Raw genomic sequence first — 20,863 nt, 5'->3', positions numbered from 1 at the left:
AGAAAACAGTGATGAAAGCGAAACTTAACTGCGGTTTCGCTTTGTTTGCATTAAACAAGCAATAACAATAAAACTAATCCCAACTAATTGCTGCCCATTTACCGGGCTATCTAGAATGGTTAACTGAAGAAAGTATGAAAACACCACTGACGTATAAATCAGCGGCGCCAGTTCAGAGCCGGTAGCAACTAGTTTATATGCTGAGCTTCTAAAGTATTGCGTAGCACTACTGAATACCGCTAATAACACTAATAAGCCTAATAATAAACAAGCACTTTCAACCACCAAGCTGCCTGCTGCGAACACAGCATTTAGCCCACCAACGAACATCGGCAGAATGAAAAATAGCGTACTGAATAGTGCTGCAATTAAAAAGCAAAAACCATTGGCAACCAGAACCGGGGTTTTCTCTTTACTAATTTGAAATAAACACAATTGCGAGCAAGCATTAAAAAAGCCAGCCGCCAGACCAATTAATAGCTCCCAACGTAACGTAATCCCTTGGTCGGTCATACTTTGAATGATCAGCCCTATCATCATTAACAACAAAGTCGGCACGACAAACAAGTCGATTTCTCGCTTATACACCACACTTTCAAGCAGTGGGATAAACAAGGTCCGGTGCTAAACAACACAACCGCCTCAATTAACGTAAGTTTGTAAAGCGCTAAAATAAAAAACCCTTGGCACAAGGTGATAAAAACAGCGCGTAGCATCACATTTTTTAATGCAGAAAAACTAACATAATGCCAAAACCGTGCTCGCGCTGTTGCTAACATTAAACAACCAGGTAAGAGCAACCTTAAGAATAACAGTAAAATAATTGGCAGCATGGGAGTTAACAGCTGGGTAACCAGTCCATTCAGTGCTAGAGTAAGGGTAGATAGCAGCATTAACGCACTAGAGCGGTGACTAATATTCATTTACATTGTTTATAAAGCGAGTAGATGACACTCACGATACGCTCTGCTGAAATTATAAAAAAGCGAATAAAACCGCATTAATATGTAAGAAAAACTAACATATGAAACACAATATCCCACTCAAATCCTTATACAGTTTCATTGCTGTTGCAGAGACTGGCAGCATGGTTAAAGCCGCAGATTCAATTCACGTTAGTCACTCGGCTATCAGCCAAGCTATCAAGTCTCTTGAGCAACAGCTTGAGGTAAAACTTTTCGATAGGGTTGGCAGACAAGTGTATTTAAATGATGCAGGGAAACTTTATTATCAGCGCGTTTCGCCCGCCGTTCAGGCCATCATTTCAGCAAGCGAAGAGGTTAAAAATAAAGACAAAGATCATCATTCAATTTCACTCAACATGGTGAACTCTTTGGCATTACATTGGTGGATACCACGGGTTGATAAGCTACAAAATTGTTATGCTGAGTTAGATATTCGCTTATCAAACTTTGTAGGTGATGTTGATCTCGAAAGACGCAATATCGATATGGCTATTTTTCAAGGCGATCCGCAAAATTGGCAAAAGTACCACTGTGAGAAATTAGCAGATGATGAACTTGTTTTAGTTTGCAGCCCTACATTATTAAAGCCAGAAACTACAAACAACATCAATGAACTATTAAACCGCTTTCCAGCCATTCAGGTACTCAATGCCCGCAGAAACAATAACTGGCAGATTTGGGCAGAGCATAACCACATTGCCTGCCCTAAAGCACAAAAAAACCGCTCTTTTGAAACCACAGCTCAAGCATTGCAAGCTGTAACGAGAGAACTTGGTCTACTGGTTACCCATAAGCAATTTGTTTTAGAAAAGCTCGAATATGGCGAATTAGTGCAGCTAGGCAATGCAGTAATCCATCCGCAGCAGTCATTTTTCTATGCCTGCAAAGCTGACAAATTAAAACATACCAGCATTCAACAATTGATTGCATGGCTAAAAAATGAATTTTTAGCAAGTTAGCAAAATTGTAGCGGCGATTTTATATCGCGTAGAATTGATTGCTTTACATTGAATCATTTATATAGCTCCAGCAATAAAGGCCAATTAAAAACTATCGTATTAAAAGCTAGTTATATGCCAAACGTGATTAGCTTAACTTATCTTTATACTCACACATGCCTTTTAAAGCATGGTCGATTAAGGTTTTTATGTTCGTCAGCTCAGTGATTTTGGCGTCTATTTCTTTACTTTTTTCAATCAATTTGGCGGCCATAGCTTGCTGAGTTAAGTTGTTTTTGCCAAGTAGCTGTGTGAGATCTTTAATCTCTTTTAAAGTGAAGCCTAGGTTTTTAGCCATTGTGATCATGTTGAGCTGCTCAACTGTTTTTTCACTATAAATACGATAGCCATTCACATCTCTTGAAGGTGGCGGGATCAACTGCTCTTTTTCATAAAAACGAATGGTGTCTTTTGTGAGGCCGGTTAATTGCGTGACTTGCTTGGTTTTCATAAAAATACGCTTGACTGTAGAGTAAGCTCCACAGTTTATGCTCAACGCATTCTTCTATCAATACTAATAAAAAAATGAATACATCGATTATTGTTAAAACAGCCGATAACGTCACTTTAAATGGCACTCATTTTGCGGCCAACAACCCTAAAGCAACGGTGCTATTAAACCCAGGTACAGCAACAAAAACCACCTACTATTTACCGTTTGCGGAGTTCTTAGTCAGCCAAGGTTTCGATGTGGTTGTTTGGAATTACCGTGGCTTTTGCGAATCGAAAACAAGCCAGTTAAAAGGCTGTAGTTATCAATATTCAGACATTGGCCGCTTTGATATGCCTGCCATGATTGATAAAGCTAAAAGCATCAATCCTACTCTGCCACTTTATTGCGTTGGTCATAGTGCTGGCGGTCAGCAAATAGGTTTAGCTGCCAATTACCAAAAGCTTGATGCCCTTGTTGCGGTTGCAGTTTCTGCCGGATACTTTGGTTATATGCCAACCGGTTACCGTATTAAAGCTAACTTCTTCTTTCGTTTATTTTCACCGATTACGGGGGCATTATTTAAATACGTGCCCGCTAAAAAAATGAATTTTATGGAAGACTTACCCGTTGGCTTTGCGCGTGAATGGTCGGCGTGGTGTAGAGAAAAGCAGTTGTTTTTCTCGAATAAGTTTTACGGTAAATCGATTGCCGAAGGTACCTATAAAAACTTTGATATTCCTACCTATGTCTTTACCGCTGACGACGATGAAATCTGTACCGAGCAAAACGTGCATAACTTTTGGCGCAATGTAACCAGCAAACACCCAATTGCTTTTAAGCGTTATCAATCTGCACAATTACCCGCTAAAAAAGTAGGCCACTTTGGCTATTTCAGAAAACATAATCAAGCAATTTGGCATGACATATTAACCGCGTTAAATGAGACTCATAATGCAAAACAAAGCAGTGCTATTTAAACAACACGCTCGTTTACTCTTTATGGTACTCGCGAACTTTATCGCCAGTATCTTGCATTATGTGCACAATATTATGTATTTTGAGCACTATCCTGAACCTGATTGGCTTGCAGCAAACGTGGTCGACTACTTTTGGTTTATCATGACTTTTGTTGGCTTATATGCGCTGCTCTGTTTAGCTAAGCAACGCATTAAACACGCCATGTGGCTGCTCTATCTTTATGCTGCGATGAACATGTTATCGGTACTGCATTATGCGGTTGATAGCGATAACGTTATGACAACCGCAATGCATGTATTAATTTGGCTAGAAACCGTTGTTGCTATTTGGCTCATTGTTTTCGTTGCAAAAGCCCGTTTAGCAACAACCAACTAGCGGTCACTCTTGAGTCTTTTTAATTGACCTATTTTGCTTTTGAACAGTATTAACCATTTTTGAAAACGCGCGCTGTTTGGCGCGCTTTTCAGCCATGGTGGCATTGTTGTGCTCATTTTCAGCTAACAACTTACGGTAATTTTCTAAGCGTCTTATTGATAATGAGCCCATTTCAATTACTTTAATAACAGCGCAGTCCGGCTCTGTTTGGTGTTGGCAATCTATAAATCGACAGCTATTTGCGAGTAGCTCAACATCTTCAAATGCACGTTCAATACCTCGCTTTGAATCACTTAATTGCAATTCTCGCATACCCGGTGTGTCCATCAATAACGCACCATTAGGCAACCATTTAATCGATCTAAAGGTTGTTGTATGACTGCTTTTTGCTATCTTGTTCACGAATACCTGCTGTTTTTAATTCATCGGAGCCAAGTAGTGCATTAACGATGGTCGATTTACCTACTCCAGATGAGCCCATAAATGCGAGCGTTTGCCCCTTTCGACAATAAGGTGTAAGTAAATCACAACCTTCTTCTTTTAACGCATTAATAGCAATAACACTCAAAAGAGAGTCTAGGCTTTGCACTTGCAGGCAGTACTTTTCAACGTCTGAGCAAGTATCAGCTTTGGTTAGCACCACCACAGGCTCAATGTGGGCATTTTTAATCAAGGCTAAATATCGCTCTATCCGATTTAAACTAAAGTCATCATTAAGCGATGTAACAATAAACACGGTATCAATATTCGCCGCGATTAATTGAAACGCGTGTTTAGAGCCTGCAGCCTTGCGCTTAATGATTGAAGCTCTTTCGAGTACCCGTAAAATACGCGAATCATCAAATACCACCCAATCACCTACGCAAATTTGTTCAAGACCCGGTGTTAAAGCAAACCGCATCGTGCCTTGCTCGCCAAGCAATACAACCTCTGTTTTGTGATGCTCAACAACACGCCCTAAGTAGCCGTTTTCTAGCTCATCTAAACTCAACTGTTGTTGAAAGAAAGGTCGCATGCCTAATTCTATCAGTGATGGTGTTTGCATAGTGTTTACCAAAGCTGTGGATTATCGAGTGGTTTTAGGCAACTTGGCTTACCAGTAATTGGCAAAATTTCGTCATCTAAAACCGGTTTAGCAAGCCAGCCTTTTGGGTAAGATAAGCTATGAGGTGCTTGAATAACTTCTTCACTCACAACGGAAAACCCGACTTTTCCATAAAAGTTGATATCACCATAGGTCATCACTAGGCTAACATTTTGTTCAGCTAACTTATCACAGCCAAATTGGATCAGCTTTTGTCCTATGCCTTGTCCCTGACAATCCGTTGCCACTGCAACAGGTGAGAGTAAAAACACCTCTTTAGCGTGCGCAAACTGTAAACGCGACAGCACGATAGCGCCGACGATCCGTTGCTCATCTGTCGCGACAAACACATATAAATCAGTTGATGGATATGGCTCAGCTAAAAAGTCAGTGACTAAACGGGCAACTTGCTCGCCTTCTTGTTTTGACTCTGACGCACTAAATGTTGCCAAGTAAAGCGCAATAATCTCGTTTTTTTGGCTCTGTTCGTAAATTGAAAAATTCACTTAGACTCCTTAAGTTTTAAAATAAAATAGTGATAAGTAAAGTTTTGCCCGGTTTCATTTTCGTAAAGGGCAATTTCTGTTTGTATGTCTTTCACAGCTTGAGACTCACTTATCGATGGCGCTAACTCAGCAAGGCGCGCCTTGAGTGGTTGCCAATAGTTTTTCCAAGCTTGCTGATCCAGCGAAAACTGCTCTATAAGCTCATAACCAAGCTCATCAAATAAGGCTATGCGGCTTTCGATTGATTGCATATCTGGGTAATTCGCTTGCCAGTACTCTTTAACCGCCATTTCAGGCTGGCTGTTAAGCCAAACTAAATCACTGACCACAATCCCCCCATCACGGCGAAGAAACGGTTTCCAGCTTGATAATGCGCTTTGCATCCCCATGACATACACGCACCCTTCTGCCCAAATAACATCGAATGAATTTGCTTTAAAAGGCAGTGCAGTCATCGATGCGCAAGTCAAAGACACACGCTCAGCCAATTGCTCTTTGTGCAATCGCTCCTGTAAATAAGCAAGTGCCGATGACTCATTATCTAAAGCCGTGATCTTGGCATCAGTTTGCTTGGCGATTAGTAATGTTGATGAACCTTTACCACAGCCAATTTCTAAAATTTGGTTGGCATTGTTAGGAACAGCAGCAATGGCTTTTAATGTAGCTTCTTCGCTACCAGGCCCCCATCGCTCTAATGGCTCAAACACAGTCATAAAATCGTGCATGTAGCTTTCATGGTCACTCATATCTTTTGATAACCAACGAAGCCGCAATGCCTCTTTTTCTGTGTAGCCTTGCTTTAACAACCAATTTAAATGCGCACTTGGCGCACGCTTATTCAGCTCATCATGTAAGTGTTTTTGAGAGCGTTCGCCAAGCAAACTCAGTAATAAATCTTTGGCTTGTAACTTAGCGGTAATTTCATCTTCAAGTTGTGCTAAGCGCTGTTGCAAAATAGCTTTATCTAGCTCTACATCTAAACAGCTCTGACATTCTTTTAAGGTTAACCCCGCGCTTTGTAACTGCTGGATCAAAACCAAGCGTTGTAAATCAGCCTCGCTATAATAGCGATAACCATTTGCAAGCCTGCGCCCCTGAATGATTTTAAGCTTCTCGTAATACAACACAGCCGTGCGCGACAAACCAAGCTTTGCTGCTAACTCTGAAATTAAATACATGATGAAATAGGCCTATAAGGCTTTTGAATATAATAAGTATGAAGTGTAAAGCTGTAGACAGGTCAAATATTTTTGCAAAATAATTTAAGAAAATAAGGTAAGCAATAAAGCTTGCTTACCTTCATAGGGCGTGTTTAGATTTTACTAAATTTGTTTTGGCAATTTAGTCGAAATAAGGGCGGTAATAACAATAAATAACAGTGAGATAGCTAAACAAGCTGCTAAGCCATAAAGCTGAAACACTAAGCCCGACAACACAGTACCAATTAAGCGTCCCATGGCATTGGCCATATAGTAAAACCCGACATCGAGTGATACGCCATCGGCATCAGCCATACTAACAATTAAGTAGCTGTGCAAAGATGAGTTAATTGCGAATAACACACCAAATAACATCAACCCGCCTATCAGCATTGGTTTTACAGCCCACTCAAAGCCAATAGCAAGGGCAATGGCTAAGGTGACTACAGCAAGCAAGGATGCCCACTTAACTGTTTCTGCGCTTGGTGATGTTTGCTTATTGAGCTTAATGATTTTAGGAGCAAAAGATTGCACAGCCCCATAACCAATGACCCAACTAGCTAAGAAGGCACCCACAGTCCAGTGATCCCAATCAAAGGCTTGTGATAAAAACACCGGAAGTGCAACTACAAACCAAACATCACGCGCACCAAACAAAAACAACCTCGCGGCCGACAAGATATTGATTGAACTACTCTTTGAAAATATCTCGTTAAACTTAGGTTTGTTTTTAGCTTTGCCTAAATCATTTTTAAGTGCATAAATACTAAAACACCACACCACCAGCAAGGTGGCAGCCATGGTTAGCATTGCGCCTTTAAACGACATTAATGTCAGTAGTAAGCCACCTAAAAAGAAGCCTACACCTTTTAAGGCGTTTTTAGAGCCTGTTAGTATCGCTACCCATTTAAACAAGGTGCCTTCTTGGCCACTGGCAACCAGCATTTTAATTGAGCTTTTAGCGCTCATTTTATTGAGATCTTTTGCAATGCCCGACAGCGCCTGCGCCAACATCACATAGGCAACACTCAGCCATTCAGGGGGGACTGCCAACATGAACAAGGCTGCAACCTGTATGGCAAGGCCAATGTTCATGGTCTTGTTTAAACCAAGCCTTGCGCCTAAATAGCCGCCCACTAAGTTAGTGACAACACCAAAAATCTCATAAAACAAAAACAGCATGGCAATACTCAAAGGCGAGTACCCAAGCGCATGAAAATGCAGTACCACCAACATTCTCAATGCGCCATCTGTTAGCGTAAATGCCCAGTAATTCCCGGTGACAATTAAGTACTGCTTTATATCAGCGGGAAGATTAGCCAAACGCGTCATTGCTTTTAACCTTTAAGTGATCGCGCAACTTTACGGGCAAGTTCGGCGGTGCGGTTTGCATAACCCCATTCGTTATCGTACCAAACATACAGCTTAACTTGAGTCTCGTTGACAACCATGGTTGATAACGCATCAACAATGCTTGAGCGTGGATCAGTTTTGTAATCGATAGAAACAAGTGGCTTTTCTTCATAGCCCAAAATGCCTTTTAGCTCCCCTGCTGCGGCTTCTTGCATCCATAGGTTAATTTGCTCAGCGGTAGTTGGCTTTTCAACTTCAAACACACAGTCAGTGATTGATGCATTTGCTAATGGCACACGAACTGCGTGGCCGTTTAATTTGCCTTTAAGTTCAGGGAAAATATGTGTAATCGCTGTTGCAGAGCCGGTTGTAGTTGGAATTAAGCTCATGCCACATGCGCGAGCACGGCGTAAATCTTTATGCGGCGCATCTAAGATAGTTTGCGTGTTAGTGATATCGTGAATGGTCGTCATTGAACCATGTTTGATACCAATTTTTTCTTGCAATACTTTAACCACAGGCGCTAAACAGTTGGTAGTGCATGATGCCGCAGTCACAATATCGTGCTGCTGTACATCATATAAATCATCGTTTACACCCATTACAACGTTCAACACGCCGTCTTCTTTTACAGGCGCAGTGACAACAACTTTTTTCACACCTTGATCAAGATAGGCTTGCAGTAATTCGGTTTTTTTCATTTTACCTGAGGCTTCAATAACGATATCGCAACCAGACCAATCAGTGTCTGCAATCGCTTTATTTTGCGTAACGTTAATTTCGTGGCCATCGATAATCACAACATTGTCGTTACTTTCAACCTCATGAGGCCAAATACCGTGTACCGAATCATACTTTAGTAAGTGAGCCAGTGTAGCTGCATCACCCGCTGGGTCATTAATTTGCACAAACTCAACGTCGTCCCATGCAAACGCTGCTCTTAGTGATAAACGACCCATGCGGCCAAAACCATTAATGCCTACTTTAATTGCCATTGTTAAGCTCCTACTTTTTGAAAATTGTCGAAAAATGAACGTTGTACTGGGTTATGCAACGATTTAGGGCGAATAGCCTGCACTTGAGTAACTATGTCATTTTTAGCATAGCCAAGCTCATGCATTAATAAACCAATAACTAAGCCTGTACGGCCTGAGCCGCCTTTACAATGTACAGCCACGCTACCACCACTTTTTATGATGGCAAGAATGTCGTTAAGGTGTTTGTTGAAAGCGAGACTAAACGCTTCGTTTGGCGCGTCATCATCCAAAATAGGTAACTGAAACCAGCTAAGGCCAGCTTGCTCACATTCGATTACAAGCTGCTGCGCCCCATTTTTAACAAGCTCTTCATCGTACATTAGCGTAATAATGGCTTTTGCACCTGCCGCTTTTAAATCAGCAACAGACTGTGATAAGCCAACGCCTTTTGTGCCAGGGCAAGGGGTAAAAATAAATGCCCCAGTTTCTAGCTGTAAAATATCAAATGGATGTGATTGCATTATGATTCCCCAATTACTCTTTAAACCAATGTGTTGTTTTATTAACGATTGCAACCAACGACAGCATTACAGGTACTTCGACCAACACCCCAACAACGGTTGCTAATGCTGCCCCAGAGTGCAAACCAAATAATGAAATAGCCACTGCGACCGCTAACTCAAAAAAGTTAGAAGTACCAATTAAACATGCTGGCCCTGCAATGTTGTGCTTAAGCCTAAGCTTTAACGCAATGAAATAGGTGATTACAAAAATACCGTAGGTTTGCAAAACAAGCGGAATAGCAATCAGTACAATGTTAAGCGGTTGGGCTAAAATCGTGTTCGCCTGAAACCCAAATAGCAAGACCACTGTGACCAGTAAACCAATAACTGAGTAAGGTTTAACTTTCTCTAAAAATGACTGCACAGCAGCTTCATTTTGCGCTGAATTATTAAGAGCTTTGCGTGTTAATACCCCGGCAATGAGTGGTAGCAATACATACAACACAACCGAAATCATCAGTGTAAGCCAAGGTACATGAATATCAGACACACCCAGCAACAACCCCGCAATAGGTGCAAAGGCAAAAATCATAATGATGTCGTTCACAGATACTTGCACTAAGGTATAATTTGCATCGCCTTTGGTTAGTTGTGACCACACAAACACCATTGCCGTACAAGGTGCAACACCGAGTAAAATCATGCCTGCAATATATTCTTGCGCCGTTTCAGGGCTAACAAAATCAGCAAATAACCCTTCAAAAAATAACCAACCTAATGCGGCCATTGAAAACGGTTTGATAAGCCAATTAATGATTAAAGTGAGCATCAGCCCTTTTGGATTCTTACCGACTTCTTTAATCGTTGAAAAATCAACTTGCACCATCATCGGGTAGATCATTACCCAAATAAACAGTGCAACAACAATGTTTACATGCGCCACTTCGGCTTTCGCTATTAGCTCAAATAAAGGCGGAAACATCACCCCTAGCGCCACACCAATGGCAATAGCAGCAGCAACCCATACAGATAAATATCGTTCAAAAACACCCATTTTTAGTCCTTAATTGCAGCAACGAGCAACACGGGTTGGGCAATCATCGCCCATCGCATTTAGCCTTGCTAACTCGTTTTCTATGAAATTTGGTTCGTTTACCACGGTCGAGGTAATTGTTTGTTTCATCCACATAGGTAGAGTCGGGTTTAAAGAGTAAAACACCCACTGCTGGTGTTTTCTATCCGACAAAATGCCCTGCTTTTTAAGTTGCGCTAAATGCCTTGAAACCTTTGGTTGGCTCTGCTCGTTAAGTGCCGTCATTAGTTCGCATACGCAAACCTCTTGCTCAACAGCGATAAGCAATAAGCTTTTTAAACGAATATCATCTGCAAGCGCTTTATAAAATGTAGTTGGCGAAATCGATACTGGTTTTTCTTTGTTATGGGATTGCACAAACTGCTTAATTCGCTCATTGATCTCTTGCAAGGTTTTTTCAAAGGCATGAGGTTCAGGGCGAGTTTTTGGATCAACAAAGTCCCAGCCTAAACAATGTGTGCCATCAACACGATTTGCACATTCTTTAGCTGCCTTGTCGCACAATGTAATGACATAATCAAAATGCAGGTTAGTTACATCATTTAAGTGCTTTGAGTGTAAGTCATCGGTTTTTAGGCCAAAATGCTCAATCGTAGCAAGCGTACGAGGGTCTACCGCATAAGGTTCTGTGCCCGCACTAAATACCTCAAACTCACCTTTACCATGATGTTTAAGCAATGCTTCAGCCATAATTGAACGGGCTGAATTTTCTGTACATAAAAAGAGGACTTTCACGGCTTACTCCATAATAATTTCGTTATATAATATTTTTGTTATATACCATTTGCAAGCTGAATTTTATAAATGGCGCGTTTTGCAATAACGATGGCGCGATCTGATGTCATGTGGCACCAACAGATGGCCTACTATGCATATAACAAAACAACAGCTCAAATTAATGGAGTACAAACATGACATCAACAGCATTGATCACTGGCGCCTCAAACGGGATTGGTTTAGAACTTGCGCATATTCACGCACAGCATGGCGATAATTTAGTGCTGGTAGCTCGTTCAGAAGACAAACTGAATGATCTTAAACAACAGCTTGAATCAAAACACAACGTAAAGGTTACGGTTATTGCTGCCGATTTATCTAAGCCAGATTCAGCTGAGTATGTTTTTACACGTACTGAGGCACTTGGTTTGCACATAGATATTTTGGTGAATAATGCCGGCATTGGCGGACATGGCAAGTTTCATGAGCGTGATCTCAGTGCAGAACAAACGATGATGCAACTTAATATTGTGACATTAACAAACCTAAGCCACTATTACTTACAAGGCATGGTTGAGCGAAATCGTGGCAAAATTTTAAATATTTCGTCTACAGCTTCCTTTATGCCCGGTCCACTGCAAGCGGTATATTATGCAACGAAAGCGTTTGTGACTTCATTCAGTCAAGCAATTGCAGAAGAAGTAAAAGATAAAAACATTACGGTCACCGCGTTATGCCCAGGAACAGTAGCAACAGGCTTTGTTGAAGCAGGTGATCTACAAGGGGTAGATGCTTGGAAGAATGCTAAATCAGCGCATTCTGTGGCACTGTGTGGTTACAAGGCAATGCAAAAAGGTCAGTTAATTGCTTTTAATGAAGCGCCGCTTAAATTTATGCTCAATTGGGTGATCCCTTTATTGCCTCGCAAAACTGTGTTAAAAATTTCTCGTCAGTTTATGGAAAAAAGCGGAAACTAATATGAAACGAGCCAGCAAGTTTTTGATCCCTCCCAACTGGCAAGTATTACTCAATGATTTAGAAATCAACCTAGAAGAGGCACTGGCTTATGCCCAGTTGCCTTCAGGTTTATTTTCTCAAGATAAAGTATACTTAACGCCCGCTCAATACTTCCAATTATGGCAGGGTGTAGAGACAGCAGCAAACGGCATTGAGTTACCCTTAAAACTTGCCGAAGTCATGACAATAGAATCATTTGACGTACCAATTTTTGCCACGATTTGTAGCCCAAACTTAAATGCTGCTTTAGCGAGGTTACAACAGTACAAACCACTAATTGGCCCTATGGAGCTAGCACTTGAAATTACCAATACTCATACAAAAGCCCAAGTAAGCTGTTATGGTTTTATTGATACGCTGCCCAAGTGCTACAGCTTGGCTGAACTGGTATTTTTTACACAATTAACTCGCCTTGCTACTCGAAAACAAATTAACCCTGTTACGGTTATTGTGCCAGAGCTACCTGAAAAGCTCATGGAATACGAAGCCTACTTTGGTTGCCCGTTGAAAGTGGGGAGTACCCCTAGCGTGACATTTTTAGCAGAAGATGCAAAAGCGCCATTTTTAACCAGTAATCAGGTGATGTTGTCATGCTTTGATGGAGATTTAAAACGTAAGCTGCAAGATGTTATCAGCGAACAAAGCCTTACTGATAAGGTATCAAGTATTTTGTTTAAATCCCTACCTCAAGGGCAAAGTAACATTGAACATGTTGCCTCAGAGCTAGCACTAAGCAAACGCTCTCTACAACGAAAACTAACAGCTGAAAAACAAAGTTATCAAAAAGTCTTACAACAAGTACGAGAAGATCTTGCACAGCACTACTTAATGCAAACTGAGTTACCAATTATCGAAATCGCCTTTTTACTCGGTTTTAGCGAAACAAATTCGTTTGTTCGCGCATACAGTAGTTGGACGGGCGTTTCTCCCGCCCATAAGCGAACACAAGTGAGACACTAGTTTTTTTGTTAAGCCAACTAAAAGCCTAGCTAAAGGCTGCTTAACAATAGCAGCCTTACTGGACACACCATAACCGATACGTAAAAGCTAATGTTTCTGCCTTAAATCTCTTTCAAATTCAGTTTCTGTTTTAACTGGATTGCAACGCGTTATAACTTCAGTTTTGCCAACTTTTTCAGGTTCGTCAGAGCTATAAATCGTGGTGTTATAGCTTCGATCTATTTCCCCTGGACAGTGATGTTCTGCGATTACTACATCCTCAAACTCACCCGTTTGCTGCTGTGAGGCGCAACCAGATAAAATTAGTGCAATAAAGGTTACGGTGTATTTCATAACAAATCCTCTGTAAAAGTACGGGGCTGATTTTTTGGCACATTGTCTTGGCTTAACATCCATTTTGCTATGTCATCATTTATTCCCCCTGAAATACTGGATAGTCTGTGTAACCTTGCTCATCACCACCAAATAAAGTAGTAGGATCTGATATTTCATTTAGAGGTAAATTGTGCTCTAAGCGATAAGGTAAATCTGGATTTGCAATAAACTTTCTGCCAAATGCAACATAGTCAACTAAGCCTTCACCAATGAGTTTATCGGCCTTTGCTAATGTGTAGTTTCCTGCCACCACAATTTTTCCATTAAAGATTTCACGTAATTTAACTCTAAACTCATCGGTTACGAGGGGAGCATCATCCCAATCAGCTTCCGCTAAATGCAGATAAGCAATGCCAAGTTCATCAAACTTTTTAGCTAAATATAGAATGACATCGATTGCTTGCGGATCATCCATGCCTCTTTGTGTAATAAAAGGTGCTAATCGAATAGCCGTTTTTTCTGGATCATAGCTTGACTAATTGCAGTAATGATTTGCAGCGCGAACTTTGCTCTATTTTCAATATTACCGCCGTATTCGTCACTACGTTTATTTGATGTTTGTCTTAGAAATTGATCAATTAAATAGCCATTACCTGCATGTACCTCAACGCCATCAAACCCTGCTTCAATCGCATTTAAAGCAGCTTGTTTATAGTCTTGAACGATGCCCTTTATTTCATTGGTCGATAATTCACGTGGTGTAGGACAATCAAGCATTTGGCCTTCGCCATTTTCATCAACCACCCACACTTGCGCATTTGGGGCAATAGCACTTGGCGCAACCGGCAAGCCGTCTGGATGAAAGACACTATGCGACATTCTGCCAACATGCCATAACTGAGAAAAAATGAGTCCATTGTGCTGATGAACGGCTTGCGTTACTTTGCGCCATCCGTTGATTTGCTCTTCAGTATAAATCCCGGGGGTAAATGAGTAGCCCTTTCCTTGTGCAGAAATTTGCGTCGCCTCTGATACTATAAAACCCGCACTGGCTCGTTGCGCATAATATTCTGCCATTAGACTTGTCGGAATATCACCTGGTTGAGCCGTACGTGAACGGGTCATAGGAGCCATTACTATTTTATTTGCGGTTTTATGATGACCAATTTGGTCTGGATTAAATACTCTATTTTTCATGTGTGTACCTTTTAAATAAGCTCGCTGCGTTTAAATAAAATTTCTATTTTTAAGCCATCAGGCCCTTGAATAAACACTTGATGCTCATTCGCTGCCGGCACTTCCCGCTCAACGAATGGTATTGAAGTTGCTTTTAGCCGTGCTTTAACTTCTTGATAATCAGTTGCAAAGAAAGCAAGGTGGTCAACCGTTGATAAGCCAACTGCTTCTGTTGATACCGAAGCTTGGCTTAAGTAATCAGATTGCGATTCATTTATGCCAAACTTAGCTGCTATATGAATGCATGGCGTATCCAAGTCGTCATATAACCAAACACCATCAAAACCAAATGCTGGCCTTGGCCCCTTTTTAAGGCCTAACGACGACTCTAAAAACTGAGCCATGTGCTGGATATTCGTTGCTAAAAGCAGAGCGTGATTAAGCTGCATTTCTATCTCCTTCAAGTGATGAAATGAGTTTAACTATTTTGACTAAATTTATAATTAGCCTTAGAGTTAAATCAGTGTTCATTAAAACTGAAGAATAATGTCAAAAATTGATGATATGGCGCTTTTTGTTCACGTTGTAAAAGCGGGAGGGTTAGCCGCTGCGGGAAGAAAATTGGGGCTTTCGCCTGCAAGCATGACAGCACGAATTAATAAAATTGAGCAAAATTACGATACGCGATTATTAACGCGTAATACGCGCAGTATTGCCTTAACAGATGCAGGCGAACGTTTTTATAGTGGCTGTTTAAGAGTATTAGCAGAAGTCGAAAATACTGAAAACATACTTCAAGAGTCACAACAAAGCCTAAGAGGCCAGCTAAAACTCTCTGCAACATCTGACTTTGGTCGCCAGTTTGTTGCACCCGCATTAGCAGAATTCATCAATAATCACCCAAATGTTAAACCGCATTTAGTACTGACAGATGGGGTCACCAATATTGTTGAGGAAGGTATTGATCTGGCATTTAGATTCGGCAATTTGCCTGATAGTAACTTGATTAGCCGCCCGCTATGTAATAACCGCCGTGTGCTATGCGCCTCACCTAGCTATATAAAATCGTTTGGTTTGCCAAGACATCCTGAAGATTTAAAAAATCATCGTTGCCTTGTGCTTGAGCGACTTGGGCAACCGCTAAATGACTGGCATTTTGAGGTAGATAACACGCACTTTTCTATCAAAGTAGCTCCCCACCTTTCATGCTCAGACGGTGAGGTGATAAGACGCTGGGCAAATCAAGGCCATGGCATAGCCTTAAAATCATACATTGATATCAAAAATGACCTCAAAACAGGCGACCTTATTTTGATACTAGATGAGTATGTTCGAGGCTTTAGCCACAGCGATAAAAAAAGTGTCGGCCTACAGGTGATATATCCGAGCAGGCAATTTCAACCTCGGCAAGTGAAAGCGTTTATAGAGTTTTTTGAGTGTTGGTTTAAAAATAAGTAAGCCGCCCAACAAAGTATGAGCGGCTTGGGTATTTATTAATTAACCACCAAATTGAATTCGCATGCCTGCATTAACGGTAAAACCGTCATTTCGAGACCATATATCAGTTGTCCAGCGTCCACTTGCAGCTTGCTCAGGCAAGGTGAGCGGATGTTCTTTTGTTTGACGAACGTTAAGTAAGTTCTCTGCGTTTACAAACCAGCTTACGTTACCCGTGGTTATTTGACCTAACAACCCCAAGTGCCAATATGGTTTGCTTCGTTCAAGGTAAGGGTTGTCTTCAAGGTGCTGAGTACCAGTATAATAGGCTTCAAAACCAACTAGATGACTGCCATGCTCTTCCCACATTACAACAAGCCCAGCCGAGTGCTCTGGTGTTAGAGTGAGTTTTTCACGACCATACCCTGCCTGATTTTGCTTCGTTGCATCGGTATATAAATAGCTGCCGGTAAACTTAATATCATGCCAGCGATAGCGCATTAAAAACTCTGCGCCTCTGATTTGTGTTTGCCCTTGGCTGTTTACAAGTCGAACGGCTTTTTCACTGCCAACTTGAGAGGCTTCAAGCTCTGTAACATGCTCAATATTTGATGAAAACAACGTTATGCTGGTTTCTAAATTACCAGCAATGTAGCTAATATCGAATGAAGCTGTATCTGCTTGCTCTGCTTGTAAGTCATTAATGGGCTCAAGCTGTGATAAACCGACCTCATCAATTTCTCCAATAAAAGGAGTTGGTGCAAAATACCCTTTGCCATATGCACCTCTAAATAGCCAGTTTTCTGGATTATAGAGTACAGAAAGTCGAGGACTAAATTGATTGCCATACTCACTGTGATCATCTGCACGAGCACTCACTGACATTGATAAGTCATCCGTTGCTTGGTAATCAATTTGTGAAAACAGTCCTGGCACCTCATAACGATAATCAAACGCCGAAAATGTCTGTGAGGAAAACTGCTCTGTTTGATAAGCAACACCTACCAACCAAGCAGTATTGTGCAAATAACCTGACACACTCGACTCAAGTAAATAACTATTATGCTTATCTTGTTCAAATACCTGACCGTACTGGTGATCATGATCTTGTTCCATTGCTGAGCCACGAACATTTAAATCAAGTTCTTCAGCTAATGCTTGATCATAAACAAAACCTAAGTCTGTTCTGAGTGTATCTTGCTGCTGCACAAATGGCAGACCATCAGGCATTAAAGCCCCAGCTTCAGTGCCACCTTTACGCTGTTCTTTCATCCCTCCAAGAGTTAAGTAGAGGTTTTCTCCATTTTCACCTTGATAGTAAAGCCTAGGCCTTGCAGTGACCCGTTCATACTGTGCCATATCTATCCAACCATCATCATCCAGATCCTGTTTTACTTGATGATGAATGCCCGCCGTCAAAGAGCTTGCGAACGACTCATTGATCGGCGCCGATAAATAGGTTGTTACATCTTGGTCATCTTTAGATGTCGCATTAAGCAATACCTCGCCGCCAAACTCGTCGGCAGGTGTTCGCGAAATTAAGTTAATTACACCACCAAGTGCTGAACCACCATATAAAGATGAGGCAGAACCTTTAATTATCTCAACGCTTGCAAGGTCAGTAGGTGGAATTTGTAAAAGGCCAATCGAAGCCGTTTGCCCACCATAAAGTGGCAAGCCATCGCTTAGTAACTGGGTATATCGACCATACAAACCTTGCAAACGAATATTCGCGCTGCCTAGTGACGGTGATGTTGTTTGCACCCTAACCCCCCCTGTTTCAGCAACTAACATCGAAATATTTCCAGGCCGCATTAATGCCTTTTCTTGAACTTCTTCACCGTTAATAATCTCAGTGCGAGTAGCTGATTCTGTCACAATACGCCCTAAACGTGACGCTCTGACCTGAATTCGCTCGATACTTTTTTCTTCATGATGATGTTCATCTTCATGTGCACTTGTATAACCAGCCGATGGCAATAGCAGTGTAACCGCGGCTAATTTAAATAGTCTTTGACGCATTTTTACCTCTTAGAATGCTTATTGTAATGACAAATAAATTTTCATTAACCAGCACCTATAGGCGAGCAAATGCCAACTTATAGGTTTTGGTTAAGAGGTAAAAATGGGTGGGCGATATAATTGCCGTGCAATTAAGTTGGGGGGTTGTTGCTGATCACTGAATCGAAAACCAGCAAAATAGGGCAACTTAATTTTTTTAACTTCAAGGTCTAAATACAAGATTGGTGAGCATAAACTTGCTATGCAAGAACACCCTAATTCACAGCAATCGATATTGCAGCAATCATTAGTTTCACTCGGGCTGATTTGGATGGTTGCGCTATCAAGTGCAGCGAGCTGATAAATATCTTCACTTTCACAAGGTAACTCAGACGGCGACGCAATAACCTGCCCTACAAAAGAGAGCAAAACACACATTATCACCAACCAAGTTGAACAAAGCTTAGACATTTAATTTAAATCTGAAATAAGTTACGGGTCATTGTAACACTCATTGCGCTTATTTTGCTTGTAATGTTAAGTAATCACTCATCACTTTTTCAAGCTGGGCATAGTCTTTTTGCTGAGTAACAGCTCCTGCTACCACCACCTGCGTTGTTGGTTCATACATCACCAAAGTGCCCCAAAAGCCACCATGTTGATAAACCAAAGTGCCGTTATATTCTTTTGCAAATACACCTAAACGATAAGGGCTACCTGCAGGTAAGCCTTTATTAGAGAGCATGAGTTTGAGCGTTTCTGGGTGTTTGAAGACCTTACCTGAAAATAAAGCCTGATAAAATTTAGCCATACCGATTGGACTGGCAACAAGCCCACCGCCACCGTATAAATCGACAGTTGGACTCCAATTAAAGGTGTCGGTGCCGTACAAGTATTGATGCACGCGTCGCGACTCATCCACAGCAACTGAATCACCACGTTCCCAGACCACATTTTCGATATGATTTTTGTCAAAACCTAAGTACTTTCGAACCGCTTCAGGCAAGGGTAAATCTGTCACTCTTTCAATAATATGGCCGAGTAACACATATCCGGTATCTGAATATGAAAAAAGCTCGCCAGGTTTGCCAACTGGGTCGCCCCACTCTACACACCCTTTAATTTGCTCGCGCATCGTAATATCTTGCTGCGGATTTGCCATTATGCCAGCTAAATACTGATCGCTTTGAGCGTGATCGTATAGCCCTGCCGTATGACTCAGCACTTGCTTAAGCGTCATTTTATCAAGGGCATAGCCATCGCTTTCAAGAAGCGCAAAAAAGTCGTCAGAAATTAACTTATCAAGTGTTGTATCAAGATTTAATTTACCTTCTTCATGCAAACGTAGCACCGTTGCTGCAGTGAAGGTTTTAGTCACGCTGGCAATTCTAAATAAACTGTTGGGGTTAATAACTTGCGGCGCATTTTCTTTACTTTGCTTTACCGTTGAAAAAGTATGTCCATCATCAAGAATCACATGAAGTGCAAAACCTGTAAGGGGAGCTTGTTGGTGTGCATTGAGAACTTGTCCATTAAAGCGTGGTGAGTTTCGAGTGGCTTTGTAGGCTCAGCAGTCACTGGCAAAGCCAACATTGATAGAGCAACAAATAAAGAGCTTAGCGTTTTTTTACTTGCTAGAGAGCACCGACGATCCATAACAGGTTCCTTAAAAAATGAATCCTTTATTAGCGCCTAAAGCCAAAATAAGCGCGCAGTTAAGCAGCCTAATTACTACTTAACTGACATTAACAAACCGTTTTTGCGTTGTCGAATTAATAAGTTAACACTATTTTGTAAGCATATTCACAGCCATAATAACCAACAGCCCAGCAAATATTTTTTTAATAGTAGAGACGGGTAAATGATGCGTTGCTTTTGCACCTAATGGTGCGGTAAACCACGAAGTACAAACAATACCAAACAAGGCAGGCAAATAAACAAATCCAGCAAAGCCCTCTTTTAATGTAAAGTACTGACTGCCTGAGCTGATGTAACCCACAGAGCCAAATAGCGCAATGACAATACCGCACGCCGAAGCACAGCCAATGGCTTTTTTCATATCAACCGAGAAAAACGTCAGTAGCGGCACAAGTACCGCACCACCGCCAATACCTATCATGGCAGATAGACCCCCTGTGATGGATGTATAAAGTGTCAAAAGGCCTTTATTAGGTAGCGTTCGTGATGTTTGGCTGTCGTTTTTACTGCTGAAAATCATTTTTAATGCAATAAGCACCACACTCACAGCGAATACAATTCGCACCACATTTGCGGGTAATAGCGAAGCCAAAAAGCCACTGATAAGTGCGCCTAGTGCAACCCCTGTCATTACCCACGGAGCCAATTGCCAAGGCACATTACCATTTTTGTGGTGAGCGATAGCTGATGACGTTGAAGTAAAAAGAATTGAGGCGAGCGATGTAGCAATCGCCACCAGCACCACTTGCTCTGCGGGTAACACCTGAAAATACAGCAAGATCATGCTTAATATAGGCACGATCACTAGACCTCCACCAATTCCTAACAGCCCAGCTAAAAAGCCAACCCCGCTACCAAGTATGGCGCAAGCGATAATAAGCACGATTAATTCATTCATTGTATTTGTCTGTGTTGTTGATTTGTGAAACCGAGTATAACAACAATAAAGTACGGGGTTGCTCTCAAAAGTCCTGTTAACTAGTGAATATTACTCACGTTTTATATGAAATTACTGCAACTTCAACATGTGACTTTAGAAATCTAGACGTCCAAAATAACTTTAAAGCATTTTTTCATT

23 protein-coding genes and 1 pseudogene are annotated in these 20,863 nt (G+C 41.3%); 6 read left to right on the top strand and 18 right to left on the bottom strand.

Annotation, left to right across the window (positions count from 1 at the left end; all coding sequences use genetic code 11):
- Positions 1-24 precede the first annotated feature (24 nt).
- On the bottom strand, positions 25-615 hold the full coding sequence (locus ACRWSG_RS18650; protein ID WP_462167161.1) for a hypothetical protein: 591 nt from the start codon (positions 613-615) through the stop codon (positions 25-27).
- Between the two features lie 409 nt (positions 616-1,024).
- Between ACRWSG_RS18650 and ACRWSG_RS18645 the strand changes: the two genes are divergently transcribed.
- Positions 1,025-1,924: a LysR family transcriptional regulator gene (locus ACRWSG_RS18645; RefSeq protein ID WP_462167160.1), complete on the top strand. Its 900-nt coding sequence runs from the start codon at positions 1,025-1,027 to the stop codon at positions 1,922-1,924.
- Positions 1,925-2,051: 127 nt separating this feature from the next.
- Here the strand turns inward: ACRWSG_RS18645 and ACRWSG_RS18640 are convergent, their stop codons facing one another.
- On the bottom strand, positions 2,052-2,414 hold the full coding sequence (locus tag ACRWSG_RS18640) for a MerR family transcriptional regulator (protein ID WP_054553508.1): 363 nt from the start codon (positions 2,412-2,414) through the stop codon (positions 2,052-2,054).
- Between the two features lie 74 nt (positions 2,415-2,488).
- Here ACRWSG_RS18640 and ACRWSG_RS18635 point away from each other — a divergent pair, with 74 nt between their 5' ends.
- Together ACRWSG_RS18635 and ACRWSG_RS18630 are read left to right on the top strand one after the other, a co-directional pair.
- The gene (locus tag ACRWSG_RS18635) at positions 2,489-3,373 is read left to right on the top strand and encodes an alpha/beta hydrolase family protein (protein ID WP_462167159.1); all 885 of its coding nucleotides are present in this window, start codon (positions 2,489-2,491) and stop codon (positions 3,371-3,373) included.
- Positions 3,348-3,749, top strand: coding sequence for a hypothetical protein (locus ACRWSG_RS18630; RefSeq protein ID WP_462167157.1), 402 nt, complete (start codon positions 3,348-3,350; stop codon positions 3,747-3,749). The genes ACRWSG_RS18635 and ACRWSG_RS18630 overlap by 26 nt, the downstream gene beginning before the upstream one ends.
- A 3-nt stretch (positions 3,750-3,752) precedes the next feature.
- Here the strand turns inward: ACRWSG_RS18630 and ACRWSG_RS18625 are convergent, their stop codons facing one another.
- From ACRWSG_RS18625 to ACRWSG_RS18585, 9 genes are all read right to left on the bottom strand, one after another.
- Complete coding sequence (locus ACRWSG_RS18625) at positions 3,753-4,151, bottom strand: hypothetical protein (RefSeq protein ID WP_462167155.1); 399 nt, start codon at positions 4,149-4,151, stop codon at positions 3,753-3,755.
- Entirely contained in the window at positions 4,111-4,794 is a 684-nt protein-coding gene (gene rsgA, locus ACRWSG_RS18620; RefSeq protein WP_462167154.1) for a GTPase RsgA, read from the bottom strand. The genes ACRWSG_RS18625 and rsgA overlap by 41 nt, the downstream gene beginning before the upstream one ends.
- 5 nt (positions 4,795-4,799) lie before the next feature.
- On the bottom strand, positions 4,800-5,339 hold the full coding sequence (locus tag ACRWSG_RS18615) for a GNAT family N-acetyltransferase (protein WP_462167152.1): 540 nt from the start codon (positions 5,337-5,339) through the stop codon (positions 4,800-4,802).
- A complete protein-coding gene (locus ACRWSG_RS18610; protein WP_462167151.1) occupies positions 5,336-6,517 on the bottom strand; it encodes a MerR family transcriptional regulator in 1,182 nt (393 codons plus the stop codon). Before ACRWSG_RS18610 ends, ACRWSG_RS18615 begins: the two co-directional genes overlap by 4 nt.
- A gap of 144 nt (positions 6,518-6,661) precedes the next feature.
- On the bottom strand, positions 6,662-7,870 hold the full coding sequence (gene arsJ / locus ACRWSG_RS18605; RefSeq protein ID WP_199528780.1) for an organoarsenical effux MFS transporter ArsJ: 1,209 nt from the start codon (positions 7,868-7,870) through the stop codon (positions 6,662-6,664).
- 5 nt (positions 7,871-7,875) lie between these two features.
- Entirely contained in the window at positions 7,876-8,886 is a 1,011-nt protein-coding gene (locus tag ACRWSG_RS18600; RefSeq protein WP_462167149.1) for an ArsJ-associated glyceraldehyde-3-phosphate dehydrogenase, read from the bottom strand.
- 2 nt (positions 8,887-8,888) lie between these two features.
- Positions 8,889-9,389 carry a phosphatase domain-containing putative toxin gene (locus tag ACRWSG_RS18595; protein ID WP_054553501.1) on the bottom strand — a complete coding sequence of 167 codons (501 nt, stop codon included), beginning with the start codon at positions 9,387-9,389 and terminating at the stop codon, positions 8,889-8,891.
- A gap of 13 nt (positions 9,390-9,402) precedes the next feature.
- Entirely contained in the window at positions 9,403-10,425 is a 1,023-nt protein-coding gene (gene arsB / locus ACRWSG_RS18590) for an ACR3 family arsenite efflux transporter (RefSeq protein ID WP_462167148.1), read from the bottom strand.
- Positions 10,426-10,434: 9 nt separating this feature from the next.
- Positions 10,435-11,199 carry a metalloregulator ArsR/SmtB family transcription factor gene (locus ACRWSG_RS18585; protein WP_462167147.1) on the bottom strand — a complete coding sequence of 255 codons (765 nt, stop codon included), beginning with the start codon at positions 11,197-11,199 and terminating at the stop codon, positions 10,435-10,437.
- 176 nt (positions 11,200-11,375) lie between these two features.
- Here ACRWSG_RS18585 and ACRWSG_RS18580 point away from each other — a divergent pair, with 176 nt between their 5' ends.
- Positions 11,376-12,158, top strand: a complete 783-nt coding sequence (locus ACRWSG_RS18580) for an SDR family NAD(P)-dependent oxidoreductase (protein ID WP_300419835.1) — start codon at positions 11,376-11,378, stop codon at positions 12,156-12,158.
- 1 nt (position 12,159) lies between these two features.
- Complete coding sequence (locus ACRWSG_RS18575) at positions 12,160-13,158, top strand: AraC family transcriptional regulator (protein ID WP_371351533.1); 999 nt, start codon at positions 12,160-12,162, stop codon at positions 13,156-13,158.
- Between the two features lie 87 nt (positions 13,159-13,245).
- On the opposite strand, the gene ACRWSG_RS18570 is transcribed toward ACRWSG_RS18575, so the two are convergent.
- The 3 genes and pseudogenes from ACRWSG_RS18570 to ACRWSG_RS18560 all read right to left on the bottom strand — a co-directional run bounded on the left by ACRWSG_RS18570 (position 13,246) and on the right by ACRWSG_RS18560 (position 15,098).
- The gene (locus ACRWSG_RS18570) at positions 13,246-13,491 is read right to left on the bottom strand and encodes a hypothetical protein (RefSeq protein ID WP_462167146.1); all 246 of its coding nucleotides are present in this window, start codon (positions 13,489-13,491) and stop codon (positions 13,246-13,248) included.
- Positions 13,492-13,570: 79 nt separating this feature from the next.
- Positions 13,571-14,670: pseudogene (locus ACRWSG_RS18565) on the bottom strand (alkene reductase).
- Between the two features lie 11 nt (positions 14,671-14,681).
- On the bottom strand, positions 14,682-15,098 hold the full coding sequence (locus ACRWSG_RS18560) for a VOC family protein (RefSeq protein WP_138617930.1): 417 nt from the start codon (positions 15,096-15,098) through the stop codon (positions 14,682-14,684).
- A 97-nt stretch (positions 15,099-15,195) separates the two neighbouring features.
- Here ACRWSG_RS18560 and ACRWSG_RS18555 point away from each other — a divergent pair, with 97 nt between their 5' ends.
- Positions 15,196-16,107: a LysR family transcriptional regulator gene (locus tag ACRWSG_RS18555; protein WP_171043833.1), complete on the top strand. Its 912-nt coding sequence runs from the start codon at positions 15,196-15,198 to the stop codon at positions 16,105-16,107.
- A gap of 39 nt (positions 16,108-16,146) precedes the next feature.
- Here ACRWSG_RS18555 and ACRWSG_RS18550 read toward each other — a convergent pair whose 3' ends face one another.
- The 4 genes from ACRWSG_RS18550 to ACRWSG_RS18535 all read right to left on the bottom strand — a co-directional run bounded on the left by ACRWSG_RS18550 (position 16,147) and on the right by ACRWSG_RS18535 (position 20,683).
- A complete protein-coding gene (locus ACRWSG_RS18550; protein ID WP_462167145.1) occupies positions 16,147-18,108 on the bottom strand; it encodes a TonB-dependent receptor plug domain-containing protein in 1,962 nt (653 codons plus the stop codon).
- A 499-nt stretch (positions 18,109-18,607) separates the two neighbouring features.
- A complete protein-coding gene (locus ACRWSG_RS18545) occupies positions 18,608-19,564 on the bottom strand; it encodes a serine hydrolase domain-containing protein (RefSeq protein ID WP_462167144.1) in 957 nt (318 codons plus the stop codon).
- Positions 19,561-19,743, bottom strand: coding sequence for a hypothetical protein (locus tag ACRWSG_RS18540; RefSeq protein ID WP_462167142.1), 183 nt, complete (start codon positions 19,741-19,743; stop codon positions 19,561-19,563). The genes ACRWSG_RS18545 and ACRWSG_RS18540 overlap by 4 nt, the downstream gene beginning before the upstream one ends.
- 130 nt (positions 19,744-19,873) lie before the next feature.
- Positions 19,874-20,683 carry a sulfite exporter TauE/SafE family protein gene (locus tag ACRWSG_RS18535; RefSeq protein WP_187489903.1) on the bottom strand — a complete coding sequence of 270 codons (810 nt, stop codon included), beginning with the start codon at positions 20,681-20,683 and terminating at the stop codon, positions 19,874-19,876.
- Positions 20,684-20,863: the final 180 nt, after the last annotated feature.

Source organism: Pseudoalteromonas sp. GB43 (assembly GCF_054923805.1).
The sequence above is the reverse complement of the archived record's forward strand: the minus strand, read 5'-3'. Positions and strand labels throughout refer to the sequence as shown.

What these genes read in the sequence shown, in the direction of transcription:
- ACRWSG_RS18645 (WP_462167160.1), top strand. Translation starts at nt 1,025, where the DNA reads ATGAAACACAATATCCCACTCAAATCCTTATACAGTTTCATTGCTGTT.
- ACRWSG_RS18640 (WP_054553508.1), bottom strand. Translation starts at nt 2,414, where the DNA reads ATGAAAACCAAGCAAGTCACGCAATTAACCGGCCTCACAAAAGACACC.
- ACRWSG_RS18635 (WP_462167159.1), top strand. Translation starts at nt 2,489, where the DNA reads ATGAATACATCGATTATTGTTAAAACAGCCGATAACGTCACTTTAAAT.
- ACRWSG_RS18630 (WP_462167157.1), top strand. Translation starts at nt 3,348, where the DNA reads ATGCAAAACAAAGCAGTGCTATTTAAACAACACGCTCGTTTACTCTTT.
- rsgA (WP_462167154.1), bottom strand. Translation starts at nt 4,794, where the DNA reads ATGCAAACACCATCACTGATAGAATTAGGCATGCGACCTTTCTTTCAA.
- ACRWSG_RS18610 (WP_462167151.1), bottom strand. Translation starts at nt 6,517, where the DNA reads ATGTATTTAATTTCAGAGTTAGCAGCAAAGCTTGGTTTGTCGCGCACG.
- arsJ (WP_199528780.1), bottom strand. Translation starts at nt 7,870, where the DNA reads ATGACGCGTTTGGCTAATCTTCCCGCTGATATAAAGCAGTACTTAATT.
- ACRWSG_RS18600 (WP_462167149.1), bottom strand. Translation starts at nt 8,886, where the DNA reads ATGGCAATTAAAGTAGGCATTAATGGTTTTGGCCGCATGGGTCGTTTA.
- ACRWSG_RS18595 (WP_054553501.1), bottom strand. Translation starts at nt 9,389, where the DNA reads ATGCAATCACATCCATTTGATATTTTACAGCTAGAAACTGGGGCATTT.
- arsB (WP_462167148.1), bottom strand. Translation starts at nt 10,425, where the DNA reads ATGGGTGTTTTTGAACGATATTTATCTGTATGGGTTGCTGCTGCTATT.
- ACRWSG_RS18580 (WP_300419835.1), top strand. Translation starts at nt 11,376, where the DNA reads ATGACATCAACAGCATTGATCACTGGCGCCTCAAACGGGATTGGTTTA.
- ACRWSG_RS18575 (WP_371351533.1), top strand. Translation starts at nt 12,160, where the DNA reads ATGAAACGAGCCAGCAAGTTTTTGATCCCTCCCAACTGGCAAGTATTA.
- ACRWSG_RS18570 (WP_462167146.1), bottom strand. Translation starts at nt 13,491, where the DNA reads ATGAAATACACCGTAACCTTTATTGCACTAATTTTATCTGGTTGCGCC.
- ACRWSG_RS18560 (WP_138617930.1), bottom strand. Translation starts at nt 15,098, where the DNA reads ATGCAGCTTAATCACGCTCTGCTTTTAGCAACGAATATCCAGCACATG.
- ACRWSG_RS18555 (WP_171043833.1), top strand. Translation starts at nt 15,196, where the DNA reads ATGTCAAAAATTGATGATATGGCGCTTTTTGTTCACGTTGTAAAAGCG.
- ACRWSG_RS18550 (WP_462167145.1), bottom strand. Translation starts at nt 18,108, where the DNA reads ATGCGTCAAAGACTATTTAAATTAGCCGCGGTTACACTGCTATTGCCA.
- ACRWSG_RS18540 (WP_462167142.1), bottom strand. Translation starts at nt 19,743, where the DNA reads ATGGATCGTCGGTGCTCTCTAGCAAGTAAAAAAACGCTAAGCTCTTTA.
- ACRWSG_RS18535 (WP_187489903.1), bottom strand. Translation starts at nt 20,683, where the DNA reads ATGAATGAATTAATCGTGCTTATTATCGCTTGCGCCATACTTGGTAGC.